Source organism: Agrobacterium rosae, from assembly GCF_002915175.1.
GTDB classification, from domain to species: Bacteria; Pseudomonadota; Alphaproteobacteria; order Rhizobiales; family Rhizobiaceae; genus Agrobacterium; species Agrobacterium rosae.
The window spans coordinates 155,370-176,780 of the sequence record NZ_NXEJ01000008.1 but is presented as its reverse complement, the minus strand read 5'-3'; the positions used below and the strand labels follow the sequence as shown (position 1 = coordinate 176,780).

General features: G+C 55.9%; 18 protein-coding genes. 11 read left to right on the top strand and 7 right to left on the bottom strand.

Annotated elements, in window-relative coordinates; translation table 11 throughout:
- Positions 1-52 precede the first annotated feature (52 nt).
- On the top strand, positions 53-1,249 hold the full coding sequence (locus tag CPJ18_RS16695) for an aminotransferase class V-fold PLP-dependent enzyme (RefSeq protein WP_103659440.1): 1,197 nt from the start codon (positions 53-55) through the stop codon (positions 1,247-1,249).
- Between the two features lie 59 nt (positions 1,250-1,308).
- Positions 1,309-3,132, top strand: coding sequence for an ABC transporter ATP-binding protein (locus tag CPJ18_RS16690; RefSeq protein WP_103659693.1), 1,824 nt, complete (start codon positions 1,309-1,311; stop codon positions 3,130-3,132).
- A 114-nt stretch (positions 3,133-3,246) separates the two neighbouring features.
- On the opposite strand, the gene CPJ18_RS16685 is transcribed toward CPJ18_RS16690, so the two are convergent.
- The 7 genes from CPJ18_RS16685 to CPJ18_RS16655 form a co-directional block, all read right to left on the bottom strand.
- Positions 3,247-3,681, bottom strand: coding sequence for a pyridoxamine 5'-phosphate oxidase family protein (locus CPJ18_RS16685; protein WP_077118097.1), 435 nt, complete (start codon positions 3,679-3,681; stop codon positions 3,247-3,249).
- Positions 3,682-3,791: 110 nt separating this feature from the next.
- On the bottom strand, positions 3,792-4,547 hold the full coding sequence (locus tag CPJ18_RS16680) for an SDR family NAD(P)-dependent oxidoreductase (RefSeq protein WP_077105041.1): 756 nt from the start codon (positions 4,545-4,547) through the stop codon (positions 3,792-3,794).
- Entirely contained in the window at positions 4,540-5,424 is an 885-nt protein-coding gene (locus CPJ18_RS16675; protein ID WP_077118095.1) for a polysaccharide deacetylase family protein, read from the bottom strand. Before CPJ18_RS16675 ends, CPJ18_RS16680 begins: the two co-directional genes overlap by 8 nt.
- 20 nt (positions 5,425-5,444) lie before the next feature.
- On the bottom strand, positions 5,445-7,172 hold the full coding sequence (locus CPJ18_RS16670) for a dipeptide ABC transporter ATP-binding protein (protein ID WP_103659439.1): 1,728 nt from the start codon (positions 7,170-7,172) through the stop codon (positions 5,445-5,447).
- Positions 7,169-8,044, bottom strand: a complete 876-nt coding sequence (locus tag CPJ18_RS16665) for an ABC transporter permease (protein WP_077118091.1) — start codon at positions 8,042-8,044, stop codon at positions 7,169-7,171. The genes CPJ18_RS16670 and CPJ18_RS16665 overlap by 4 nt, the downstream gene beginning before the upstream one ends.
- The gene (locus CPJ18_RS16660) at positions 8,044-9,015 is read right to left on the bottom strand and encodes an ABC transporter permease (RefSeq protein WP_077118089.1); all 972 of its coding nucleotides are present in this window, start codon (positions 9,013-9,015) and stop codon (positions 8,044-8,046) included. The genes CPJ18_RS16665 and CPJ18_RS16660 overlap by 1 nt, the downstream gene beginning before the upstream one ends.
- Before the next feature lie 62 nt (positions 9,016-9,077).
- On the bottom strand, positions 9,078-9,779 hold the full coding sequence (locus CPJ18_RS16655) for a creatininase family protein (RefSeq protein WP_077118575.1): 702 nt from the start codon (positions 9,777-9,779) through the stop codon (positions 9,078-9,080).
- A 206-nt stretch (positions 9,780-9,985) separates the two neighbouring features.
- On the opposite strand from CPJ18_RS16655, the gene CPJ18_RS16650 reads away from it, so the two are divergent.
- The 9 genes from CPJ18_RS16650 to CPJ18_RS16610 all read left to right on the top strand — a co-directional run bounded on the left by CPJ18_RS16650 (position 9,986) and on the right by CPJ18_RS16610 (position 21,410).
- The gene (locus CPJ18_RS16650; RefSeq protein WP_244910305.1) at positions 9,986-10,549 is read left to right on the top strand and encodes a MarR family winged helix-turn-helix transcriptional regulator; all 564 of its coding nucleotides are present in this window, start codon (positions 9,986-9,988) and stop codon (positions 10,547-10,549) included.
- Positions 10,546-12,138: an ABC transporter substrate-binding protein gene (locus tag CPJ18_RS16645; RefSeq protein ID WP_077118087.1), complete on the top strand. Its 1,593-nt coding sequence runs from the start codon at positions 10,546-10,548 to the stop codon at positions 12,136-12,138. Before CPJ18_RS16650 ends, CPJ18_RS16645 begins: the two co-directional genes overlap by 4 nt.
- Before the next feature lie 71 nt (positions 12,139-12,209).
- Entirely contained in the window at positions 12,210-13,157 is a 948-nt protein-coding gene (locus CPJ18_RS16640; protein WP_077118086.1) for an isoaspartyl peptidase/L-asparaginase family protein, read from the top strand.
- A gap of 557 nt (positions 13,158-13,714) precedes the next feature.
- Complete coding sequence (locus CPJ18_RS16635; protein ID WP_077122202.1) at positions 13,715-14,413, top strand: helix-turn-helix transcriptional regulator; 699 nt, start codon at positions 13,715-13,717, stop codon at positions 14,411-14,413.
- Between the two features lie 224 nt (positions 14,414-14,637).
- The gene (locus tag CPJ18_RS16630) at positions 14,638-15,957 is read left to right on the top strand and encodes a nucleotide sugar dehydrogenase (RefSeq protein WP_103659438.1); all 1,320 of its coding nucleotides are present in this window, start codon (positions 14,638-14,640) and stop codon (positions 15,955-15,957) included.
- Positions 15,958-15,967: 10 nt separating this feature from the next.
- A complete protein-coding gene (locus CPJ18_RS16625; RefSeq protein WP_103659437.1) occupies positions 15,968-17,419 on the top strand; it encodes a glycosyltransferase in 1,452 nt (483 codons plus the stop codon).
- Between the two features lie 22 nt (positions 17,420-17,441).
- Positions 17,442-18,560 (top strand): HlyD family efflux transporter periplasmic adaptor subunit, encoded by a 1,119-nt coding sequence (locus tag CPJ18_RS16620; RefSeq protein WP_077122199.1) that lies wholly within the window; start codon positions 17,442-17,444, stop codon positions 18,558-18,560.
- A 2-nt stretch (positions 18,561-18,562) separates the two neighbouring features.
- Complete coding sequence (locus tag CPJ18_RS16615) at positions 18,563-20,020, top strand: mannose-1-phosphate guanylyltransferase (protein WP_167397926.1); 1,458 nt, start codon at positions 18,563-18,565, stop codon at positions 20,018-20,020.
- On the top strand, positions 20,013-21,410 hold the full coding sequence (locus CPJ18_RS16610) for a right-handed parallel beta-helix repeat-containing protein (protein WP_103659435.1): 1,398 nt from the start codon (positions 20,013-20,015) through the stop codon (positions 21,408-21,410). Before CPJ18_RS16615 ends, CPJ18_RS16610 begins: the two co-directional genes overlap by 8 nt.
- Position 21,411: the final 1 nt, after the last annotated feature.

Genomic DNA, 21,411 nt, shown 5'->3' with positions numbered 1-21,411 from the left:
GGGCAACCGAAATCAAAGGCGGGATCACCTGCTTACAGACTGGAGAATGACAATGTCCGATGATATCCGCACGAAGCTTGGCCTACGCCCTGTGATCAACGTATCCGGCACGATGACAAGCCTCGGGGCTTCCATCGTGGTGCCGGAAGCGGTTGCCGCAATGGCGGCGATCCTGCCGCAATTCGTGGAAATCAACGATTTGCAGCGCAAGGCGAGCACAATAATTGCGCGTTTGACGGGTGGTGAAGCCGGGTTCGTCACCGCCTCTTGTTCGTCGAGCATCACCCTTGCAGTCGCAGGAACGATTACCGGTCCAGACCTTCTCGCCATTGAACGGCTGCCCGAAACATTCACGCCCAAGAACGAGGTTCTTGTGCAAATGGGACACGTGGTGAGCTATGGCGCGCCGGTGGACCAGTCCATTCGGCTCGCAGGTGGTAAGGTGGTGATGATCGGGCAGGCAACCTCGACACATCGCTATCACATGGAAAATGCGATTACCGATAGGACAGCCGCCGCGGTCTATGTCGTGTCTCATCATGTCGTGGATTACGGTCTCCTCAATCTCAAGGAATTTGTTGAGATCGCTCATGCAAAGGGCGTTCCGGTCATTGTCGATGCAGCATCGGAATATGACCTGAAGCTGTTTCTTGAACAGGGTGCCGATATTGTCCTGTACTCCGGCCACAAGTTTCTCGGCGGCCCGACCTCGGGTGTCGTCGCCGGCAAGAAAGACCTCGTGCGCAATGCCTTCCTGCAAAACATGGGTGTTGGCCGCGGCATGAAAGTCGGCAAGGAAAGCATCTATGGTGTCATGGCGGCTTTGGAAGCGTGGGAAAAGCGGGATCATGTTGGCATCCGCGAGCGCGAAACTGGTTATCTGAACCTGTGGGCGAAGACACTTGCCAACCGCCCCGGCGTCACCGCACTGATCGAGCCCGACCCAACGAACAACCCGCTTGATCGTATGCGCGTGATCATCTCGCCGGAAGAAGCGCATATCACCGCCTGGGATCTGGCAGCGGCCCTGCGCAAAGGCCCGCAGCCGATCATCGTGCGCGATCACGAAGTCGAGCATCACTATTTCTATCTCGACCCCTGCAATCTGCATCCTGGACAGGAAACCATCGTGGCGTCGCGGTTAGTGGAGGAACTCGACAACGCTCGTGCCTCTAACGAGATCATCGCGACACCATTCGAGGATCTGTCGCGCCATCGTTTCGATGGCGCGTTGCGCTGGCCCGATTGAGCATCTGATACAGCGGAAGATCGAAAAAAGGAACGACCATGACCAATCTTGCCCAGACGATGCCCAGTGCGCCTTTATCCATCGATCCGGTTCTATCGGTGGAAAAACTGCGCACGTCCTTCATGGTCGATGGCGTTTGGAAGCCGGTCGTTCGCGATATTTCCTTCACGGTTGCGCCGGGTGAGACAGTGGCCATTGTTGGCGAAAGCGGCTCTGGCAAGTCTGTCACGTCGCTGTCTATCATGCGTCTGTTGCAGCCTGATACCAGCCGCATCGAGGGCAAGGTCATGCTGGGTGGTCGCAATCTGCTGGCGTTGCCGGAACACGAGATGCGCAAGGTGCGCGGCAATGACGTCGCGATGATCTTTCAGGAGCCGATGACCAGCCTCAACCCGCTCTTCACCATTGGCGACCAGATTTCTGAAGCGCTGCTGTGCCACGCGCCGATGAGCAAGCGGGAAGCAAGGGCGGAAACGATCCGCATTCTTGAGAAGGTCCGCATTCCCTCAGCCGCTTCCCGCTTCGATGAATATCCGCACCGCTTTTCGGGGGGTATGCGCCAACGCGTCATGATCGCCATGGCGCTTTCCACAAAGCCGAAATTGCTGATCGCCGACGAGCCGACAACCGCGCTTGACGTGACCATCCAGGGCCAGATCCTCGACCTGATCAAGACGTTGCAGGAAGAGGAGGGGACATCGGTTCTCTTCATCACTCACGACATGGGGGTCGTAGCAGAGATCGCGGACCGGACTGTCGTCATGTATCAGGGTGAGCAGGTGGAAACCGGTGCGACCGCCGACATCTTCCACCGCGGCCAGCATCCTTACACACGCGCATTGCTCTCAGCCGTGCCGGTGCTTGGCTCAATGCAGGATTATCAACGACCGCGCCGTTTTCCCGTCGTCAACGTCGCAACAGGCGAATCCGATGTCCCTGTGGAGGTCAGTGATACGGTAGCCAAAGGCCGACCAGTGTTGGAGGTCAAGAATCTCACCAAGCACTTCGATATCCATTCCGGTCTGTTCGGTGCGGTCAGCGGGCGTGTTCATGCGGTGGAGAATGTTTCCTTCGATCTGCATGCAGGCGAAACGCTGTCGCTGGTTGGCGAATCCGGTTGCGGTAAGTCCACGACCGGACGTGCCATTATGCGGCTGATAGAGCCGGGAAGCGGCTCGGTACTGGTCGATGGTCGTGAGGTTTTGACGCTGGATAAACGGGAAATGCGTGAGATGCGCAAAACCGTGCAGATGATCTTTCAGGACCCGTTCGCCTCGCTCAACCCGCGTATGACGGTGGGTGCTGCCATCGCCGAACCCTTCCTCGAACACAAGATGGGCGACAAGAAACAAGCAAAAGACGTGGTTGCCGATATGCTGGCGAAAGTCGGGCTGACGCCTGACATGGCAAAACGCTACCCGCACGAATTCTCCGGCGGTCAGCGCCAGCGTGTCTGCATTGCCCGTGCACTGGCGCTCGAGCCGAAGGTGATTGTGGCGGATGAAAGCGTTTCGGCGCTGGATGTCTCGATCAAGGCGCAGGTCATCAATCTCATGCTGGATTTACAGCAAAGTCTTGATCTGGCTTTTCTCTTCATTTCCCACGATATGGCCGTCGTGGAGCGTGTCAGCCATCGGGTTGCAGTCATGTATCTTGGGGCGATTGTCGAAATCGGACCGCGTGCTGCAGTCTTCGGCAACCCTCAACATGCCTATACGAAACGCCTTATGTCTGCGGTGCCAGTACCAGATCCTGATAGACGCAGGATCAAAAGTGGGGCCGCGGCAGAAGAGCTGACAAGTCCAATACGGCCAGTCGATTACAAGGTCTCGGTACCACGGTTCAAGGAGGTTTCGCCCGGCCATCTCGTTTCCGAGGCGTGAGCCGAGAAGTCAAAAAAAACTGGTGATGGGACCCATTGCGCGTTTTCTCTGAGAAAGGAGACTGTAGGCCAAGGTACAGAGGCTATCGACCTACAGTCACACGCTGCTGACAAATTACAGAGAAATTTGCCCTTCGTCCTTCCCGTCCCAATAACGGATCGACTTCGCCTGGACACGGATCATCACGACACCGGGAGTGTCAATTCCGTCCGGAAAGTAGTGATCGAGATCCTTGGTCCAGTGATCTTCGAATGTCGGCTTGTCGGTGATGAGCGATGCCACCCCCTCGACGGCGACAAAAAGCGGGGATCCACCAAGCATACCGATTGCACCGGTATAGGTAAGGCTGACTTCACTGTCGGAACGAATGTCCGAAATCTTACGGGAGGTCTCGTAAGCGAAGAAGTAGCTGTCCCCGTCGTACTCGACGTCGCCATTGTTGCTCATAGGGCGAGAGGTGAGGTTGCCTGAGGGGGAGCGCGTGTTCAACATTGCGAAGTCCAGCTTCGCCATTTTCTTTGACAGATCGTGCAGGGTAAGTTCGGACATGTTTTGCTCCAGAGGCCTGTGCGAGAGGGTCTATACAAAACTGTCCGTTCAGGCATTCGTTCCGGTGTGAAGTTGAGATTGGGGAAAGCGGCACTGGCCTTGCAGCACAATCACCGCACCCACTGCATTCCATCGATTTGAATATCCTGACCCGTCAGAAAATTAGGCTCGGACGTTGCGAGGAACGTGACTACGCTCGCAACATCTTTTGGCGTGCCGACCCGTTTCATCGCAATGCCAGCTGCGAGCTGCGCTTCGCGTGCGTCGATCATGGCGTTCGAGCGCTCGGTCTTGATGACGCCGGGGCAGACGGCGTTGACGACGATCTCAGGCGCGAGTTCTTTTGCCAGCGCCTTCGTCATTCCCAGAATGCCTGCCTTGGCCGCGGTGTAGGAAAATTTGCTGACCGCACTGGTGACGCCGCCTGTGTGTGCGTTCATCGAAGACATATTGATGATGCGCCCGCCGCCGTTGCGGCGCATGACGGGAACTGTCGGCTGGATATAGTTGAAAGCGCCCTTGAGGTTGATGTCGATGGTGGCGTCGAACTCTTCCTCGGAGATATCCTCAATCCCTTTCGGCATCGGTCGACCGGCATTGTTGAAGAGAACGTCGATCCGCCCCCATGCTGCATCGACATCCGCCACGATCTTAGCGGCACGCTTGTGTTCACGCACATCGGCAACGAAGGTAAGTGCTTCGCGCGACAGGTCGCGGATTTCTGCGGCGGTGCGCGCCAGATCGTCCTCGATCAGATCGACAAGAACGGTATCGAACCCGTGTTTTGCGAGATCCAGCGCACAGGCGCGACCAATGCCTCGACCGCCGCCGGTAACGAGAGCCACTTTGCGGGTTACGTCAGACATCAGCATTCTCCTTGGCGTAGCGGGCGATGTCTGCGTGTGTGCCGAACCACACGTCGTCATGGCTCTGGATATGCCGGATCAGTTCTTCGAGGATGAAGATGCGCGAGCGGTAACCGGACACATGCGGATGCATGGTCAAAAGAAACAGGCCGCCCTCCTGATAGGCACGATCAAATTCGCGCTTGAAAATGTCGAGCACGGCAGGTGGCGGGGTGTAGGGTCGATGGGCGGTGAAGCGGTTCATGTTGAAATAGACCGCATCGTCTCTGATCCATTCCACCGGCAGCTCGACCATGCCGGTCGGTTGGCCATCTTCGACCAGCTCATAGGGATCATCGTCGGCCATCAGCGAGCTATCATAGAGCAGCCCGAGTTCGCGCTCGATCTCCAGCGTGACGGCGGAAAAATCCCAGGAAGGGGTGCGCATGCCCACGGCGCGCACGCCGGTGATCTTCTCGATCGTATCGGCGGCGCGCAGATGCAGTTCGCGCTCCTTTTCCGGCGGCACTTTCGTATTCACCTCGTGGATCCAGCCATGTAGGCCGATCTCGTGGCCTTCGGCGATCACTCGTTTCTGCTCATCGGGATAGAGAAGGGCGGCAACGGCTGGCACGAAAAATGTGGCGGGCACGTCGGCTTGCTTCAAAGTTTCTAAAATGCGCGGCACGCCCTTGCGATTGCCATATTGCCCCTGCGACAGTCGACCAATAGATTCACCGCCGTCACGCAATTCATTGGTCTCGTGGTCGCTATCGAAAGAGAGGGCAACCGCACAGCGTGCACCATTCTTCCAGACCTTAGGCTTCAAAGAACGGCCAGCCCGCACCTTCTCGACCCTGCCACGCCATGTGGCCTCATCCCATTCCCACGGTTCCATATAACGTTCTCCCTCGTATTTTATTCGGCAGCTTGCGGCAAAACCGGAACGGCAGCGAGCAATCGCTTCGTGTAGTCATGCTGCGGATTTGCGTAGATTGCGCTCGTTTCGCCCTCTTCAACGATCCGGCCCTGATACATGATGGCCACACGGTCGCAGAGGTGGCGAACCACGGACAGATCATGGCTGATGAACAGCAGCGACAGATCAAGCTCTGTCCGTAACCGGATCAAGAGGTTGATGATCTGCGCCTGTATCGAGACATCCAGCGATGCGACGGGTTCATCGCACACAATCACATCAGGCTGCATGGCGAGCGCACGGGCAATGGCGATGCGCTGCCGCTGGCCACCGGAGAACTGGTGCGGAAAACGGTTGGCAAATGTCGGGTCCAATCCCACCGCAGCCAGCCATTTTCTGACGTAATCGGGTGCCTCCGCGCGGCTGACCAAACGGTGCGCGAGCGGTCCTTCGGCGACGATATCGCCAATGCGCATGCGGCCATTGAGAGAGGCAAACGGGTCTTGAAAAATGGTCTGAATCCGCGTGGTGATCTTGGACGGGCTACGTCCGGCACTCATGACAGGCTGACCGTTGAGACGGATCGCGCCCGATGTCGGCACGGTGATACCGGCTGCCATGCGCCCAAGCGTCGATTTACCGGAGCCGGATTCGCCAACTAGCCCCACCACTTCGCCGCGATTGACGGTAATCGAGACACCATCAACTGCTTTGACGACGGCTACAGGCTGCGACAGGCCCGACCGGATGGCCAGCCCGTGCAGAAGTCCCACCGGCTTCTCAAAACGTTTTACCGCATTGTCGATGACGAGATAAGGGCTGCCAAGCGGCGGCAGATTGGCGGTCGCTGTTTTTCTTGGCGGTGGTTCCGCATCGGCAATACCGCTGCCGCGCAACAATAACTCGCCCGGTTTGGCGCGAGAGGGCAGCGCTTCAAGCAGGGCCTTGGTGTATTCGTGCTGCGGCTTTATCAAAACCCCCAGCGCCGGGCCGATCTCGACGATCTTGCCGGATTTCATCACCGCCACGCGGTCGGCAATGGAGGAGACAACTGCAAGGTCATGGCTGATCCAGATCAGCGCAGTGCCAAGGTCAGCGACCAGCTCCTTCATCTCGGCCAGAATTTCAGCCTGAATGGAGACATCGAGCGCGGTTGTCGGCTCATCGCAAATAATCAGCTTGGGCCGGTGTAGCAGCGCGATGGCAATTGCCACACGCTGGCGCATGCCGCCGGAAAACTGATGCGGGAAGAAATCAACCTTGCGTTCGGGATCGCTGATCCGCACCTGAGCCAAGGCCTTGATCGCCCGTTCACGTGCGTCCGAACTGCTGATGTTTTCGTGGGCTTCCAGTGCCAGCTTGATCTGCGTACCGATGCTCAGCACCGGGTTCAGCGTCATCATTGGGTCCTGAAAGACCATGGAAATCACTTTACCACGAATGGCGCGCAGTTCGTGGGCAGGCAGGCCGACCAGTTCACCGCCCTCCAGCTTGATCGAGCCCCCAACGATACGACCGGGCTCATCGATGAGACCGATGATGGAGAAACCGGTAATCGATTTGCCGGAACCGGATTCACCGACAAGCCCCAGCACTTCGCCAGGCGCGACGGAAAAGGAAATGCCATCGACGGCCTTCACTTCGCCTCGTCCATTTGGGAACCAGGTCTTCAGATTGGTGACGTCAAGAAGCGGTGTCGCAGATGTTGCGGTCGTTGTTGGGGTCATCTGCGAAGCCTCGGGTTGAGTTGGTCGCGGATCTGGTCACCGACAATGTTGAGCGAGACGATGAAGAGGATGAGCGCCACGCCGGGATAGATCGAAATCCAGTAGCGACCCGACAGCAGATATTGGAAGCCATTGGCGATCAGCATGCCCAGCGACGGCTCGGTTGGTGGCAGGCCGACACCGAGAAAGGACAATGTCGCCTCAAGCGAAATGGCGCTGGCTACCTGAACGGTCGCCACAACGATGAGCGGCGGCAGCGAGTTTGGTAGGATATGTTTCAGCACCACGCGCCAAGGCGACAATGGGATGGACAGCGCCGCCTCGACATAATCCTTCTGCCTTTCGGCAGCGGCTGCACCATGGGCGGTGCGGGCAAAATAAGCGTATTGGGCAAAGATCAGTGCGAGGATCAGCTGGTAACGACCTTGTCCCAGCACTGCCGCGATAACGAAGGCGAGCAGGATGGCGGGGAAAGAAAGCTGCAAGTCCACGATGCGCATGACGAGGCTTTCGAAACGCCCACCGATATAGGCCGAAGCGCAGCCGACCACGGCCCCGATGACGAAGGCAACGCCACCGGCGATGATGCCCATTTGCAGCGAAATGCGCAGACCATAGATGATGGCCGAGAGGAGATCGCGGCCCTGCGAATCCGTGCCCAGCCAGTGGGTGTAACCGCCCGTGCCGACATAACCCGGTGGACGGCGGGCATCGCGCAGCACCAGATGGGCAAGGTCGTACGGGTCCTGCGGCGTAACCAGCGGTGCGATCAGGGCGACCAGCACGATGATAAACACCATAACGGCAGCACCAAGAGCGACCTTGTTGCCGCGAAATTCCTCCAGAAACCGGTAGAACGGAGTATCGCGCATCAGGCACGTCCCTTTCTCAAGCGCGGGTCAAGCAGCGCATAAACGAGATCGACCACGAGATTGATGATGATGAACAGAAGGGCGACGAACATCAGATAAGCGACCATGACAGGCCGATCCAGCGAGGTGATGCTGTCGATGATGAGTTTGCCGAGCCCTGGCCACGAGAAGATCGTCTCGGTCACGACCGCAAATGCCAGCGTCGAGCCGAGTTCCAGTCCGAAGACTGTCACAAGCGGGATCGAGATCAGCCGCAGAACATGACGGCTCAGCACCGTGAATTCCGAAAGACCGGCGGCCCGGGCGAATTTCACCGTATCGCTCAGCATCAGTTCACGGGTTCCGGCCCGCGCAAGGCGGATCATCAGCGAGAACTTGAACAGCGCGAGATTCAACGCGGGCAATATCAGATGGGAAAGCCCATCGCCGGTCAGGAAACTGAAATCGACGCCGAACAGGCTGACTGTTTCCCCGCGCCCACCGGCGGGCATGCAACCGCATTGAACCGCAAAGACCATGATCAGCATCAGCCCGAACCAGAAGGTCGGCACGGAAAAGCCAAGTATGGATAGCGTCATGATGGCGCGAGAGACCGGGCTATGCGGACGGTATCCGGCATACATGCCGATGGGTATGCCGACGAGGCTGGCAAACAGCACCGCCGCCAGCGTCAGTTCCAATGTCGCGGGCAGGCGGGTCAGGATCAGTTCGCTGACCGGCATGTTATAGACAAAGGACCGTCCGAAATCGCCATGCAGAATGCGGCCGACAAAGGTGAAATATTGCTGCCATAGCGGTTGATCGAGACCATATTGCGCAATCACGGCGGCGCGGATGTCCTGCGTCGCATCGGGAGAAATCAGCACGTCGATCGGATTGCCGACGGCATAGACGCCGCAGAACACGAGCGCCGACATGGCGATGACCACGATGAGCGCCTGCCACAGTCTTTGCAGGATGAAACCAAACATGCGTTCCCAGTTCTCCCGTCTTGTGCGGGTTTGCCCGTCTTTTTACGATATCCGTGTGTTTGTCAGTGCCAGTCGGTTTCCAGAAGCGCGCGCGTTTCCTTCACGGCCACATCCCAGATATCAAGCATGTCCTCATCCGGTCGCTGGTAAAGCCCGTGATAATTGCCATCACCCAGTAATTCGCGTTTTCGTGCCGCTCCAACACGCGCCAGAGCTGCGTAATCGATCTGCGGTTTGGAGGTGTCCGGCTGGCGTTGGTCCGTCGTGCGCGTCCATGGAAAGTTTTCCATCCATGAGGCATGCGAGGCAGCTGGATCGATCTCCTGCACCCTGGCCAATGTCTTGGGTGCCCGCCACCAGTCATGGAATTTGACGGATGCATCCGGGTGTGTGTTCAGCCACTCAGAAATAACCGTGGTGGCTGGCACATTGCCGCCGTGGCCGTTGACGACAAGGATGCGGCGGAAGCCGGATCGGTACATGCTGTCGAGCAGGTCTCTGATCACGCCGATATAGGTGGACAGCGACAGGGTCAGCGTTCCGGGAAAGGTCGCAAAGGACGATGCCAGGCCATAGGGCATGACGGGAAACACCGGAATGCCCAGCGGCTCGGCGGCATCGACGGCGATCTTCTCGGCAAGGATCATATCGGTGGCGAGACTGAGATAAGCGTGCTGTTCGACGCTGCCGATGGGCAAAATGCAGCAATCGTTTTCCGCGACGCGCTCTTCAACCTGCATCCAATTCATGTCGGCTATCTTCAACTCGCTATCCTCATTCTCATTACCGATGCAAACGCGCAAAGAACGTCTACCATTTAGCGTTTCAGCACAATATTTGTGCTTTTTTGCCTATCTGCGCCTCATCAAACAAAGTTCTAAATGGAACTAAAAAAAGAAATTGACAGCCATTTAATCCCGCGTCAAGTTCCATACGGGACTAAAATGAATTGCAGCGAAGCGAGGGTTGATTGCGACAATCACGGGGACCAACACTGGATGCTCTGTTGCGGGAGGGCGGCAAAGTTGCTGCCGGAAGCCACGGCGTGGAGCACCTTGTCTCCGTCAAGCTTTGGCAAAATCCCTGCTGGCTGTCGTTTCGTTTCAACTTTCTGGCACTGCAATTCAACGAGCCGATTTATCGGCTGATCGAAAAGGAACACGGCATTCCGCGACCGGAATTCGTCGTTCTCTATTCGCTCGGCCTATCCGACGGGCTGACAGCCAGCGCCATTTGCAGTTCCTCTGGCTTTCCGAAAAATACGATCAGCCGGGCGATCCAGAAGCTCATCGACAAGAACATCATCCGCCGCGAAATCGACCAGACGGATTTGAGAAGTTTTGTCCTCACCATCACCGACGAAGGCAAACGCATCGTGGAACAGGCGATGCAGCCGATGGTCGAGCGCGAGAGGGCGATGGTCTCATCGCTGACGCCTGCCGAACAGCTGATGCTGTCGGAGCTGCTCGCCAAGGTCGTCGTGGATTCACCGAACTGGCCCCCTATGACAACGACAGAGGAGAACGAAGAATGATAATCTCGAAAACATTCCGAACAGCCGTGCTTGCAACGGCATTGCTCGGCGGCGTTTCAGGTGCCGCCCTTGCCGCGGATCTGACAATCGGCGTACGCGCCGGACCGCTGTCGATCGATCCTGACTTCACCGCCGCAGGCACCCACGCCGAGGCGATGAAGCACATCTATGACTCGCTGATCAAATCCGGCAACAACCTCGAACTCGAGCCTGGCCTTGCCACCAGCTGGACCGCGATTGACGACAGCACCTGGGAATTCAAGTTGCGCCCGGGTGTCAAATTCCATGACGGATCCGACTTCACCGCCGAAGACGTAAAATTCTCCATCGAGCGCATTCCGCGTGTTGCTGGCCCGAACCCGACCACGATCTATGTTCGCCGCGTGAAGGGTGTCGAGATTGTCGATCCGCTGACTATCCGCGTCAAGACCGACGGCCCGGCTCCGAACCTACCGAATGATTTCATCCGTCTGTTCGTCGTCTCCCACATCGCCGCCAAGGATTATTCCGACAGCGCCGAGAAGGCTTCCGAAGGCTTCAACTCAGGCAAGGCTGCCATTGGCACCGGCCCCTACAAATTCGTCTCCTGGACACCAAAGGAACAGCTCGTTCTGGAACGGTTCGATGGTTACTGGGGTGGCAAGGAGCCGTGGGACAAGGTTATCCGCAAGGAACTGCCGAATGATGCTGCCCGCGTCGCACAGCTCAAGGCCGGTCAGGTCGATCTCATTGCCCGTATTCCGGCCTCCGATGTGCCGACGCTGGAGCAGGATTCCAAGCTCACCATCGTTCGCCAGGACAGCGTGTACCTGTTCAATATCGCCTTCGACTTCCGTGATAAGTCACCGCAGATCAGTGCCAAGGACGGCTCGCCGCTGCCGAAGAACCCCTTCACCGACCCGAAAGTGCGTCAAGCCTTCGATCTGGCGATCGACCGGGAAACCATTACCGAGATCGCCATGGAAGGCATGGGCACGGTCCAGTCGCAGCTCGTGACGCCGAACATCTTCGGCTACAATCCGGATGTGAAGCCGACTAAGTCTGATGTAGACAAAGCAAAGGCTCTGCTGGCTGAAGCCGGTTATCCCGACGGTTTCAAGGTGACCTTCTCCTTCACCAATGACCGTCTTCCGGGCGATAAGGATGCCGGTACCACGATTGCGCAAATGTTGACCGCGATCGGTATTCAGGTCGAAGCCAATGCACAGCCCGGTGCCGTCTATTTCCCCGCCAACACGCGCGGCGATTATTCGCTGACCATGTCCGGTTGGGGCACGCTGACAGGTGAAGCCAACTATACGCTGTCATCGCTGGTTCACACCAATGAACCTGCCAAGAAGCTGGGTGCGTTCAACATCCGCGGCTACTCGAACCCTGAATTGGACAAGTTGATCGAGCAGGCTGGTGTCGAAATGGACGCTGGCAAGCGCGAGCAGTACCTAAAGGATGCAAACGCGATCGTGGCTTCTGACCGCCCCAACTTGTCGATTGCCTCGATCATTTCGGCCTGGGGCATGAAGAAGGCAATCACCATTGTGCCGCGTTCGGATGAGGACACGCTGGCGATGAACATTCGTCCTGCGAAATAAACGACGCGGACTCCATACAATCAGCCGGGCAAGATTTTGCCCGGCTGATTTAGTTGAAAAGAGGAAAAACGATGAGCAAGATCGCACTGGCAATTCACGGCGGTTGCGGCGTCATGGCAAAGCTTAGCTTGACCGAGGCGGAGTGGGAAGCCGCCCGCGTCGATCTTGGCCATGCCTTGAAAGCCGGGTGGGCCGTGCTTCAGGCCAATGGTTCGGCGCTTGATGCTGTGCAAGCGGCAGTCGTGGTGATGGAAGACAGCCCGCATTTCAATGCCGGTTACGGCGCAGCACTCAATGCCGCTGGCGAGCATGAACTCGATGCATCGATCATGGACGGTGCGACGCTGGAAGCCGGTGCCGTGACGTTGGTCAGACGCATCCGCAATCCCGTCAAAGCTGCGCGATGCGTCATGGAGAAAGGCGATGCCGTATTGATGGGCGGAAGCGCCGCCGATGATTTTGCAGCCGCAGAAGGTCTCGATATCGTCGAGCCGACCTATTTCACCACCGAAAAGCGCGTCAAAGCGCTGGCCGCGATGAAGGCCCATGCTGAAGCGGGCACCGCAGCGGCGGCCAGCGAATCCGAAAAACACGGCACCGTCGGCGCTGTTGCACTCGATGCGGCTGGGCATCTGGCGGCTGCGACCTCAACGGGCGGTTACAACAACAAGCCGGTCGGTCGCATTGGTGACACCCCGATTGTGGGTGCAGGCACCTATGCCCGAGATGGCCTTTGTGCGGTATCCGGAACCGGCAAGGGTGAGTTCTTCATCCGCTACGCGGTCGGCCATGAAGTTGCGAGCCGTATCGGATATCTGAACGAAACCGTGGAAGAGGCAGCCTCGAAAGTCATCCAGCACGATCTGAAACCCCACGGCATCGGTGCCGGGCTGGTTGCCGTTGGTGCTGACGGCTCGATTACCGCACCTTACAACACAGATGGCATGTTCCGTGGTTGGGTCACGACGGAGGGGAATTTCTATGTTGCCACCCATGATCAGGTGTTATCCGTAGCGTAAGTACGTGGTGGAGTATCAGACTGAGAGAGCGTCGCCGCAACCATTATTGTCGCCATAGCTCTGTTGACGGCGCAATCGGCGGCGGCGGGAATCGGTTCAATGTCGAAGATCAAGCTATCCGGATGAAGAGCGCGGCACCAATAATTGATACGGGTTCGACGTTGGCTTAGCTCAAAGTGCACGTGGAAAGTGCTGCCTCATAATTACAGTGTCCAGACGTCTAAGCGCGCCTCTCGTCGGCATTGCCTTAAACTAGCAGAGCCAATAAAGCTAAGAGATACATCGAAGACGAGCCCTGAGCACAACTTAAATAACTAGGATTCTTATCAATTATTAATTATGCAACCTAAAGTAACAAATAGTATTAAATCAAGTTACGAACCAAAAATTTTTTTTCATGTACATTTATATTGACATATAATTGAAAGCGATGCAGCTTAAAAGTGCTCTCTTGTAAACACTATAATATCTTCGGTAACGCTCTGCATCTTAGGGGATGGAGGCAGGTCGTTTTATTTAAGTTTTGGGAGGAAGTTTCGCTATAGCGGGGAACTTCTATGATTGATCAGAGCAGGCTCCGGGTTGCGACTGTGGGAGCTAATAGAGAGACTATAACAAGACTTCGCGACAACGTTTCACTTAGTGGAACGGCAATATTCGTTGATGAGATACGCGGACTCGAAAAACTCTCTGAATTCGTTATCAGAACGTTGCCGGACATTGTTGTGGTCGGCATAGGGGACCATCTATCTGAATTTGATGGGCACATCGTTGTCCGCGCCCTACGCAGTGCACGCAGCACCGCGTCGGTAATTTGTGTGGTAAACGACGATCTCGTTGAGACCGTGCCGGAAATCTATACAGCAGGCATACACAATATCCTGCTTGTGTCCGACATACCGACGGAGTTTTCTCGCGCAATCAGCATCATTGGCGGAGGTGGCAACTATATAAGCCGCCGCATATTTGGGCTAATTCGTGAGCCCAACATCCGCTCTTTCTACGCTGCCCTTAACAACACTTCCTTAGCATCAGTCGATACCGAATCCGGGCCGCTCAGTCGGCGTGAGGAAATGGTACTGAAGTTGTTTGCCTTTGGCTTCAGTACGAAAGAAATCGCGTCTGAGTTAAAGGTCAGTGGTAAGACCGTTGAGACATATAAAGCACGTGCTTCAGATAAACTGGATTTGAGATCACGTGTCGCAATAGTAAAATATGGCTATAGAAGCGGCTGGTTTTCAGTTCTATTGAACTAAATAATCAAGAAATATTTGGAATTTTTAGACTGCGCAAAATATCTGCGCGGTCTATCTCTGTTTTAATCGATTATGTGGTTAATATAATCTTAATATTTCGCTTTTTCCTGACTTGAACGGGATTTTTACCGACATAAGCTGACACACATGGGCCGAACACGAAAGTAGAGAGCCGTGCCTCGGACCCGTTATGTAAACCAAGCTATGACGGGAGCAACGTCCAAATGGCGCGTATCAGTATATTTGGCATCGGTTATGTGGGGGTAGTTTCGGCTGCATGTCTTGCCAGTGACGGGCATGACGTTGTTGCGGTGGATGTCGACCCTAACAAAGTCGACAAGGTCAACCGCGGCGAAACGCCAATCGTCGAGCCTGGCCTCGACATCATGATCAGAAAAACAGTGGAACTCGGGAAACTCCGGGCGTCGCAGGATATCGCAGAGGCTATCGCCGGGACAGACGTGTCATTCGTCTGCGTTGGCACCCCGAGCGATCCGGATGGCGGCGTGGGCTTGGCCTATGTCAAACAAGCCTGCATTCAGATCGGCAAGGAAATTGCCGCAAAGGGGCGCTACCATTCCGTCGTGATCCGCTCGACGATCGTTCCAGGAACGATGGAAACGGTCTGCATACCGCTTCTCGAACAAGCTTCCGGACTGGTTGCCGGCGTCGACTTCGGTGTCGGTTATTACCCGGAATTTCTGCGCGAAAGCACGGCAATCGAAGACAATTACAATCCTGGCCTGATCGTCTTTGGGGCACTGGATGAAACAACTCTAGATATCCTGAAGGAAGTCAACTCCGGGCTGCCATGCCAGCTCAGCATTGTCTCAATCGCAACGGCAGAGATGATCAAATATACCAGCAATTCCTGGCGCGCGACGAAGGTTACGTTTGCCAACGAAATCGGCAATATCGCCAAGTCCCTGGGTATTGATGGTCAGCAAGTCATGCGTGTCCTTTGCTCGGATGGTAAGGTAAGCATGTCGCCTTACTTCATGCGACCAGGCTTCGCCTTTGGCGGATCCTGCCTTCCAAAAGACGTGCGAGCATTGCGCCATCTCGCAGCTGCCAAGGCAACCAAGACGCCACTTCTGGATGCGGTGCTTGTCGCCAATGCGCGGCAGATCGAACGCGCTGAGACGATGGTCGAAAATACCGGTGGAAAATCGGTCGGTCTCGTCGGTATCAGCTTCAAGGCGGGAACGGACGACCTTCGGGAAAGTCCACTGGCAGATCTTGCCGCACGTCTCATTGCCAAGGGTTATGGCCTGAAGGTTTATGATCCGAGCGTTCGTGAGGCCTACGACAACCAAATGACGGGGTCGGGGCGCGGCAACAATACCATTCCCGATCTTCAGGACCGCCTCGTTGAAGGCATTGGCGAGTTGATCGACACATCGGACATCATCCTCATCGGCAATCGCTACGATGAGACGGTCGATCCGTTGAGCGAGGCCGTTACCGAAAAGTCCTGCGTCGATCTTGCTCGTCTGACGGCTGGCCTTCGTTCGAACGGTCGGTACGAAGGCATTTGCTGGTGAGGTCGTAACGATGATCAAACATGCGCTCTACTTGGCGACAGTTTGCCTTCTTTTGCTGTCCATTCCTTTCGAGGAACTCTCCAAACATATCGGTCTTGCGTTGACCATCGGTGTTATCGGCGCTTGGCGATATAGCTGGGGAGCTGTCAACTTCGTTAGAGCGCATGTCTTCGTTCACTTCGTGCATCCGCGTCGACGGGCGGTGGTGGAAGGGCTTTATAGACAACAGCATGTGCCCGCCCATGCTTTCTTTCTTGCCACCAGTTACAAAATCGAGCCAGAAATCTCGACCACCGTCTACCGGTCCATCTTTGCCGCTGCTGGGGCATCAAGAGGGGGAGCAACTGTCGTGGCTTCCGTGGTTGAAGGCGCCGATGAACGCTTGATCCGGAGCATCTTCGAACTAACCCCAAACATGCAGGGAAAAGTTCGCCTTATCATCGACCGCATTGCTGGAACTGGCAAAAGAGATGCTCTTGCAACGTCTCTGCGCATTATCGCCCGTCAATGCCCAAGTGACAGGGACGTCGTCATTTTCGTGGACGGAGACAGCTGTCCACCCGTCGATATTGTTGAGAAGTCGGCACCGTTCTTTTGCGATCACAAAGTCGGTGCTCTGACAACGGACGAACGGTGCGAGGTATCCAAACCAGGTCTGTTCCGCGATTGGTTCAACCTGCGTTTCACCCAGCGCCAGATGATGATGTCGTCAATGGGCCTTTCAAAACGCATCTTGACGCTGACGGGCAGAATGTCGGTTTTCCGGGCGACACTTGCTTGCAACAGCGATTTCATCCGCATGGTGGAACGCGACAGCATGGACCACTGGCGCCTGGGACGCGTGACGTTTCTGACCGGTGATGACAAGTCGACATGGTTCTGGCTGCTGAAAAACGGTTGGCGGATGCTTTATCTTCCAGATGTCAGCAGTCTGTCGATGGAAACACAGCCACACCCAGGCTTCGTCCATTCTGCTGTCGTTCTGATGGTGCGCTGGTTCGGCAACATGCTGCGCACCAACGGGCGAGCGCTTGCCCTTGGCCCTGGCCAGATCGGTGCATTCACATGGTGGTCGCTGCTAGACCAGCGCATATCGATGTGGACGACTTTGCTCGGTCCAGCAACGGTCTTGGTTTCTGCAGTCTTTTTTCATCCATTGATCCTGGCTGCCTATATCACCTGGGTGATGATCACGCGTTACGTCTATTGTCTGGTCATTATGAGTTTCCGGCCAAACTTCCCGATCAGCTATCCTTTCCTGCTATATTTCGGTCAACTGGTTGGCGCCGCGGTGAAGACCTTCGTGCTGTTCCGCCTCGATCGTCAGAAGTGGACGCGCCAGTCCGCCAGCAAAACGAAAGTACGACAGCCACTGTCGCTACACCTGAAATCCCTGACTTCAATCTATCTTCACGCAGTTGCCACGGGTTGGCTGCTGCTCACCGCAATCGCACTGAGTTGAACCCAAGCAACAAGGAACGCGCATGACCACGATCGAGTACACTGGCAAAGAGCGGTCTAAAGAAACGTTTTCGGAAACGGCTTCGGCTCTGCATTCCGGCAACGAGCACCCTTCCATCAACCTTCCTTTCAGCGTCGTCATCGATGGTCGAAGCTATGACGGCATTTCCGTATCCATGGCACAAGCCAAGGTCAGCGGACTTGCAGCCCCAGGCCTGACGCAAGCAACGCGTCTAGCGATGTTTCGGTTCGACTTCGGCGCATTTGTCTTTTCACTGCCCATCGCCGTCATTGTCGATACGGCAAATTCCGAAACAGGACAGCTAGCTTTGACGTTCTCGGAGCCCGCAGGCCCTCACATGCCCCAACTTCGGTATATCCTGAATGCTTGGTTGGCAGGAGATGTGGTCAACCTACATGATATGCTGCAAGCCAAGTCAAGGCTTCCGAAGACAGCGGGTGGCGCGAACACTCATATCACGTCCCGTCGATTGTTGAGCAAACTGCTCGGCATCGCGCTCACCACTGCGGCGTCGGTGCTTTTCGTTTTCGGTGCATCGGCCCTGGTGTCCAGTCGGGTTTATCAGCACAATGTGGAAGGCCCGGCTGTCGCCGTCTGGAACGGACCAATGCTGCGAGCCACGGTATCTGGTCAGCTCTCTTTCTTCGCCAACAATCCGACAAGCAATCAACCGCTTTACACGATCGAAAGCTCGTCTGGAGCATCGGTGACAGCGGTGATGCCATGCGATTGCAGCTTGAGAGAAAAATACGTCGATCAGGGCGCGACAGTTCTGGCAGGGGACCCCGTGGTGCAATTGAGTGGCGCTGACGAAACCCTGGTTGTCGAAGCTCGTTTCTCGTCTGCAGATCTCAATGCTCTGTCTGACGAAGCTGCAATTGCAATGACAATGGCTGATGGAACAGTCCTGCCGGCCCGTTTGGACAACGTGAAATCCAAAGGTGGAAAAGTCGATCCCGTCGCAATGATGGTCGTTACTCTGAAGCCTGAGGCGGCCATCCGGCCCTCCAACGCCAATAAGCCGGTGCGCATATCCATCGATACAACGCCCGCCTGGCTTGCCGGGATCAACGATGCGGGTGCCCGTCTGATCTTACCCCTCAGAAACTGGAAACCATGACCATGAAAACCTCCAAGATCTATCCCTTGATCCTTTGCGGTGGTTCTGGAACCCGGCTTTGGCCGATGTCACGCGAAGAACAGCCAAAACAGTTCCAATCGATTGAAGGCAAGGGCTCGATGTCCTTCTTTCAACAGACGGTGCAGCGCCACCGCGGTGGAATGTTCGCAACGCCGATCGTGTCGGTCGGCGAGCGCCATCTGGAGACGGCATCCCGCCAACTGGCCGAGATCCAGTGCAAGGCGCATATCATCACCGAGCCGATGGCACGCAACACCGGTCCCGCCGTGCTGGCCGCATCCATCTATGTGGCCGGTGCGGAGCCGGAGTCTGTCATTGTCGTTCTTCCTTCGGATCACGTCATTCAGGGCGATCTCAACGGCATTGTAAAGTCGATGCACAAGGCAGCGCTCGATGGCTTGATCGTCACATTTGGTATCCGCCCGACATTTGCCGAAACCGGTTACGGTTACATCATGGATGGCGGGGTTTTCGATAACTACCCAGGTCTTCACCGCGTGGAACGCTTTATCGAAAAGCCGGAACTGAGCATCGCCCATTCACTATTCGAGACGGGTTCGGCCTATTGGGCGTCCGGCATCAGCATGTTTCGGGCAGACAAGCTCGTCGGCGAATATCGTTTGCATGACCCGGCCACTTACGACGCCGTGCAGATATCCCTGAACGATGCTCAACCTCTGTCGGGAAACCGTGGCATCGCGCTTTCGGCCAAGGGTTTTCTAAAGGCTCTCAGCCTGCCGACGGAAAAGGCGATTTTCGAGCGGACAAAGGATATTGCGCTCGCGCCAGCCGACATCAAGTGGGACGATGTTGGGGCCTGGAACTCGCTGCATTCCATCGGTCGTAAATGTGAAAACGGCAACGTCATCTCCGGTGATGTCGTGATGCACGACACGCAGGATTCGCTGATAAGAGGCGGGGATCGGCTTATCGCTGTCGTCGGTATGACGGATGTGATTGTTGTGGATACCGATGACGCAGTTCTGGTTGCCTCGAAACATCGCTCGCAGGACGTCAAGAAAATCGTAGAAAAACTGGTCTTGTCCAAGCGGTCGGAAGTTAGCACCCACCGTAACCAGTTCATGGAATGGGGAACCTTCAAAGCCATTCACACGGCAAATGGTGTCACCATGAATCTGCTGACGATTGCGCCTGGGAAGCAGGCGCGGATTTTGGGCGGCTCTAATCGAAGCCATATTGTCACGGTTTTAAGTGGCACCGTTCACCTGAAGTCTGGCGCTATTGGTATGCCGGTTCACGCAGGCAGTGCGGAAATGTTCCTCAGTGCAGATTATGCGCTGGTGAGCAATTATTCCGATTTGCCTGCTGAACTCATCGAAATCACCTGCGAGATCAAACCGTCCATTCAGCAACTGCCGCTCCCCGCAATCTCGGTGGGTGCTTTGCAGCAGGCGATTGGAGTGGAAGACTATGTGTAAAATACTGATCGAAGCATTGGTTTTATCGGCCAGTTTGACGGTGGCTTTGCCACAACAATCTCTGGCGATAGATGCGGGGAGCGCCTTGCCGATATCTGCGGCTTCGCAACAACGACTCAGCACGGCCAAATTCGGCACGGTCATCCCCATTGCCACGGTCGGCGCAAGCCAAGGGCTATTTGCCGAACTTGAGAAGCATATCAATCCAGACACAACGGCAATCGTCATCGAAAGCGGTACGTTCAGCCTAACCGAGCTTGCCGCTGCCGCTGCCGGAAAAAAACTGGAGGGCATCTTGCAAAACCGAGGTGACGCTTTTCAGATCACGGCACCACTGGTGATCTGGAAAGGGGCGGAACTTCGCATTGGAAAAGGTGAGCAACTGCTCCTTGATGGAACGAAATCAGCCCTGATCATCAACGCCGGAACTCTGGTCGTCACCGACGCTTCGATAGACGCTAGCGCGTCCTCGCAGGCGGGCAATCGTTTCCGGCCCTTTATCCTCACCGTTGCGGAAGGCGGTGCGACGATCAAAAGCAGCCATATCAGCAATCTTGGTTTCGGGTCATTTGCGGAAGCCTCGGGCCTCTCTTTTCTAGGTCGTGGTTTTTCTCTGTCCACGCCCAATATCCAGATCACGGACAATACGATCTCTAATCTTGTCAGCCTCAGTTTTATCAAGGCGAACGGGAGTGTCATCAGAGACAACCGCCTTACGGACATGAGATCCTCAGGCATCGTCGTGCAATCGGCATCCAATGTCACTGTGCTGCATAACAGCATGGCCTCGTCAAAAAGCCATGGGATTAGAGTGACCAGCCGCAGCCAGCAGGTAAAACTGCAATACAACGACGTCACGTCTAGCCAAGGCCATGGCATTTTCGTGGATGATGGCTCCGTTCTTGTCAACGTCCGAGATAATCACGTCGAAAAAAGCGAACTTTCGGGCATCGTCATCAAGGGAAGTGGCTGCAGCACGGTATCCGATAATCTCACCGAGAGTAACAAACTCAGCGGCATCCGTGCCGAGGGAAATCTTGGTGTCGAGATTTCGAGAAATTCCATTCGCAAAAATCACGATGGCATTTCGCTTGAGGAGCAGGCCGGAGCAGTCACAGATATTCAAGATAATGTTTTTTCGCGCAACGCTATCGGCATTCGCTCAGACGGGCACGGTAATTTGCGGCTCTTGGCAAACAATTTTTCGGCTCAGTGGCCACGTCTTTTTGCGGGCGCAATGGCGGGTGCTACGGGTAGATATCTAGATGCCCATGACGCTCGACCAAACTCCGAATTCATCGTGCATGGCGAACAGAAGCCTGCTGTTGTCCAACTGGCAACTTTCTCCGCTTTCGGTCTTGCGGCCTGTAACAAAATGATAGGTGGCTGAG

What these genes read in the sequence shown, in the direction of transcription:
- CPJ18_RS16695 (WP_103659440.1), top strand. Translation starts at nt 53, where the DNA reads ATGTCCGATGATATCCGCACGAAGCTTGGCCTACGCCCTGTGATCAAC.
- CPJ18_RS16690 (WP_103659693.1), top strand. Translation starts at nt 1,309, where the DNA reads ATGCCCAGTGCGCCTTTATCCATCGATCCGGTTCTATCGGTGGAAAAA.
- CPJ18_RS16685 (WP_077118097.1), bottom strand. Translation starts at nt 3,681, where the DNA reads ATGTCCGAACTTACCCTGCACGATCTGTCAAAGAAAATGGCGAAGCTG.
- CPJ18_RS16680 (WP_077105041.1), bottom strand. Translation starts at nt 4,547, where the DNA reads ATGTCTGACGTAACCCGCAAAGTGGCTCTCGTTACCGGCGGCGGTCGA.
- CPJ18_RS16675 (WP_077118095.1), bottom strand. Translation starts at nt 5,424, where the DNA reads ATGGAACCGTGGGAATGGGATGAGGCCACATGGCGTGGCAGGGTCGAG.
- CPJ18_RS16670 (WP_103659439.1), bottom strand. Translation starts at nt 7,172, where the DNA reads ATGACCCCAACAACGACCGCAACATCTGCGACACCGCTTCTTGACGTC.
- CPJ18_RS16665 (WP_077118091.1), bottom strand. Translation starts at nt 8,044, where the DNA reads ATGCGCGATACTCCGTTCTACCGGTTTCTGGAGGAATTTCGCGGCAAC.
- CPJ18_RS16660 (WP_077118089.1), bottom strand. Translation starts at nt 9,015, where the DNA reads ATGTTTGGTTTCATCCTGCAAAGACTGTGGCAGGCGCTCATCGTGGTC.
- CPJ18_RS16645 (WP_077118087.1), top strand. Translation starts at nt 10,546, where the DNA reads ATGATAATCTCGAAAACATTCCGAACAGCCGTGCTTGCAACGGCATTG.
- CPJ18_RS16640 (WP_077118086.1), top strand. Translation starts at nt 12,210, where the DNA reads ATGAGCAAGATCGCACTGGCAATTCACGGCGGTTGCGGCGTCATGGCA.
- CPJ18_RS16635 (WP_077122202.1), top strand. Translation starts at nt 13,715, where the DNA reads ATGATTGATCAGAGCAGGCTCCGGGTTGCGACTGTGGGAGCTAATAGA.
- CPJ18_RS16630 (WP_103659438.1), top strand. Translation starts at nt 14,638, where the DNA reads ATGGCGCGTATCAGTATATTTGGCATCGGTTATGTGGGGGTAGTTTCG.
- CPJ18_RS16625 (WP_103659437.1), top strand. Translation starts at nt 15,968, where the DNA reads ATGATCAAACATGCGCTCTACTTGGCGACAGTTTGCCTTCTTTTGCTG.
- CPJ18_RS16620 (WP_077122199.1), top strand. Translation starts at nt 17,442, where the DNA reads ATGACCACGATCGAGTACACTGGCAAAGAGCGGTCTAAAGAAACGTTT.
- CPJ18_RS16615 (WP_167397926.1), top strand. Translation starts at nt 18,563, where the DNA reads ATGAAAACCTCCAAGATCTATCCCTTGATCCTTTGCGGTGGTTCTGGA.
- CPJ18_RS16610 (WP_103659435.1), top strand. Translation starts at nt 20,013, where the DNA reads ATGTGTAAAATACTGATCGAAGCATTGGTTTTATCGGCCAGTTTGACG.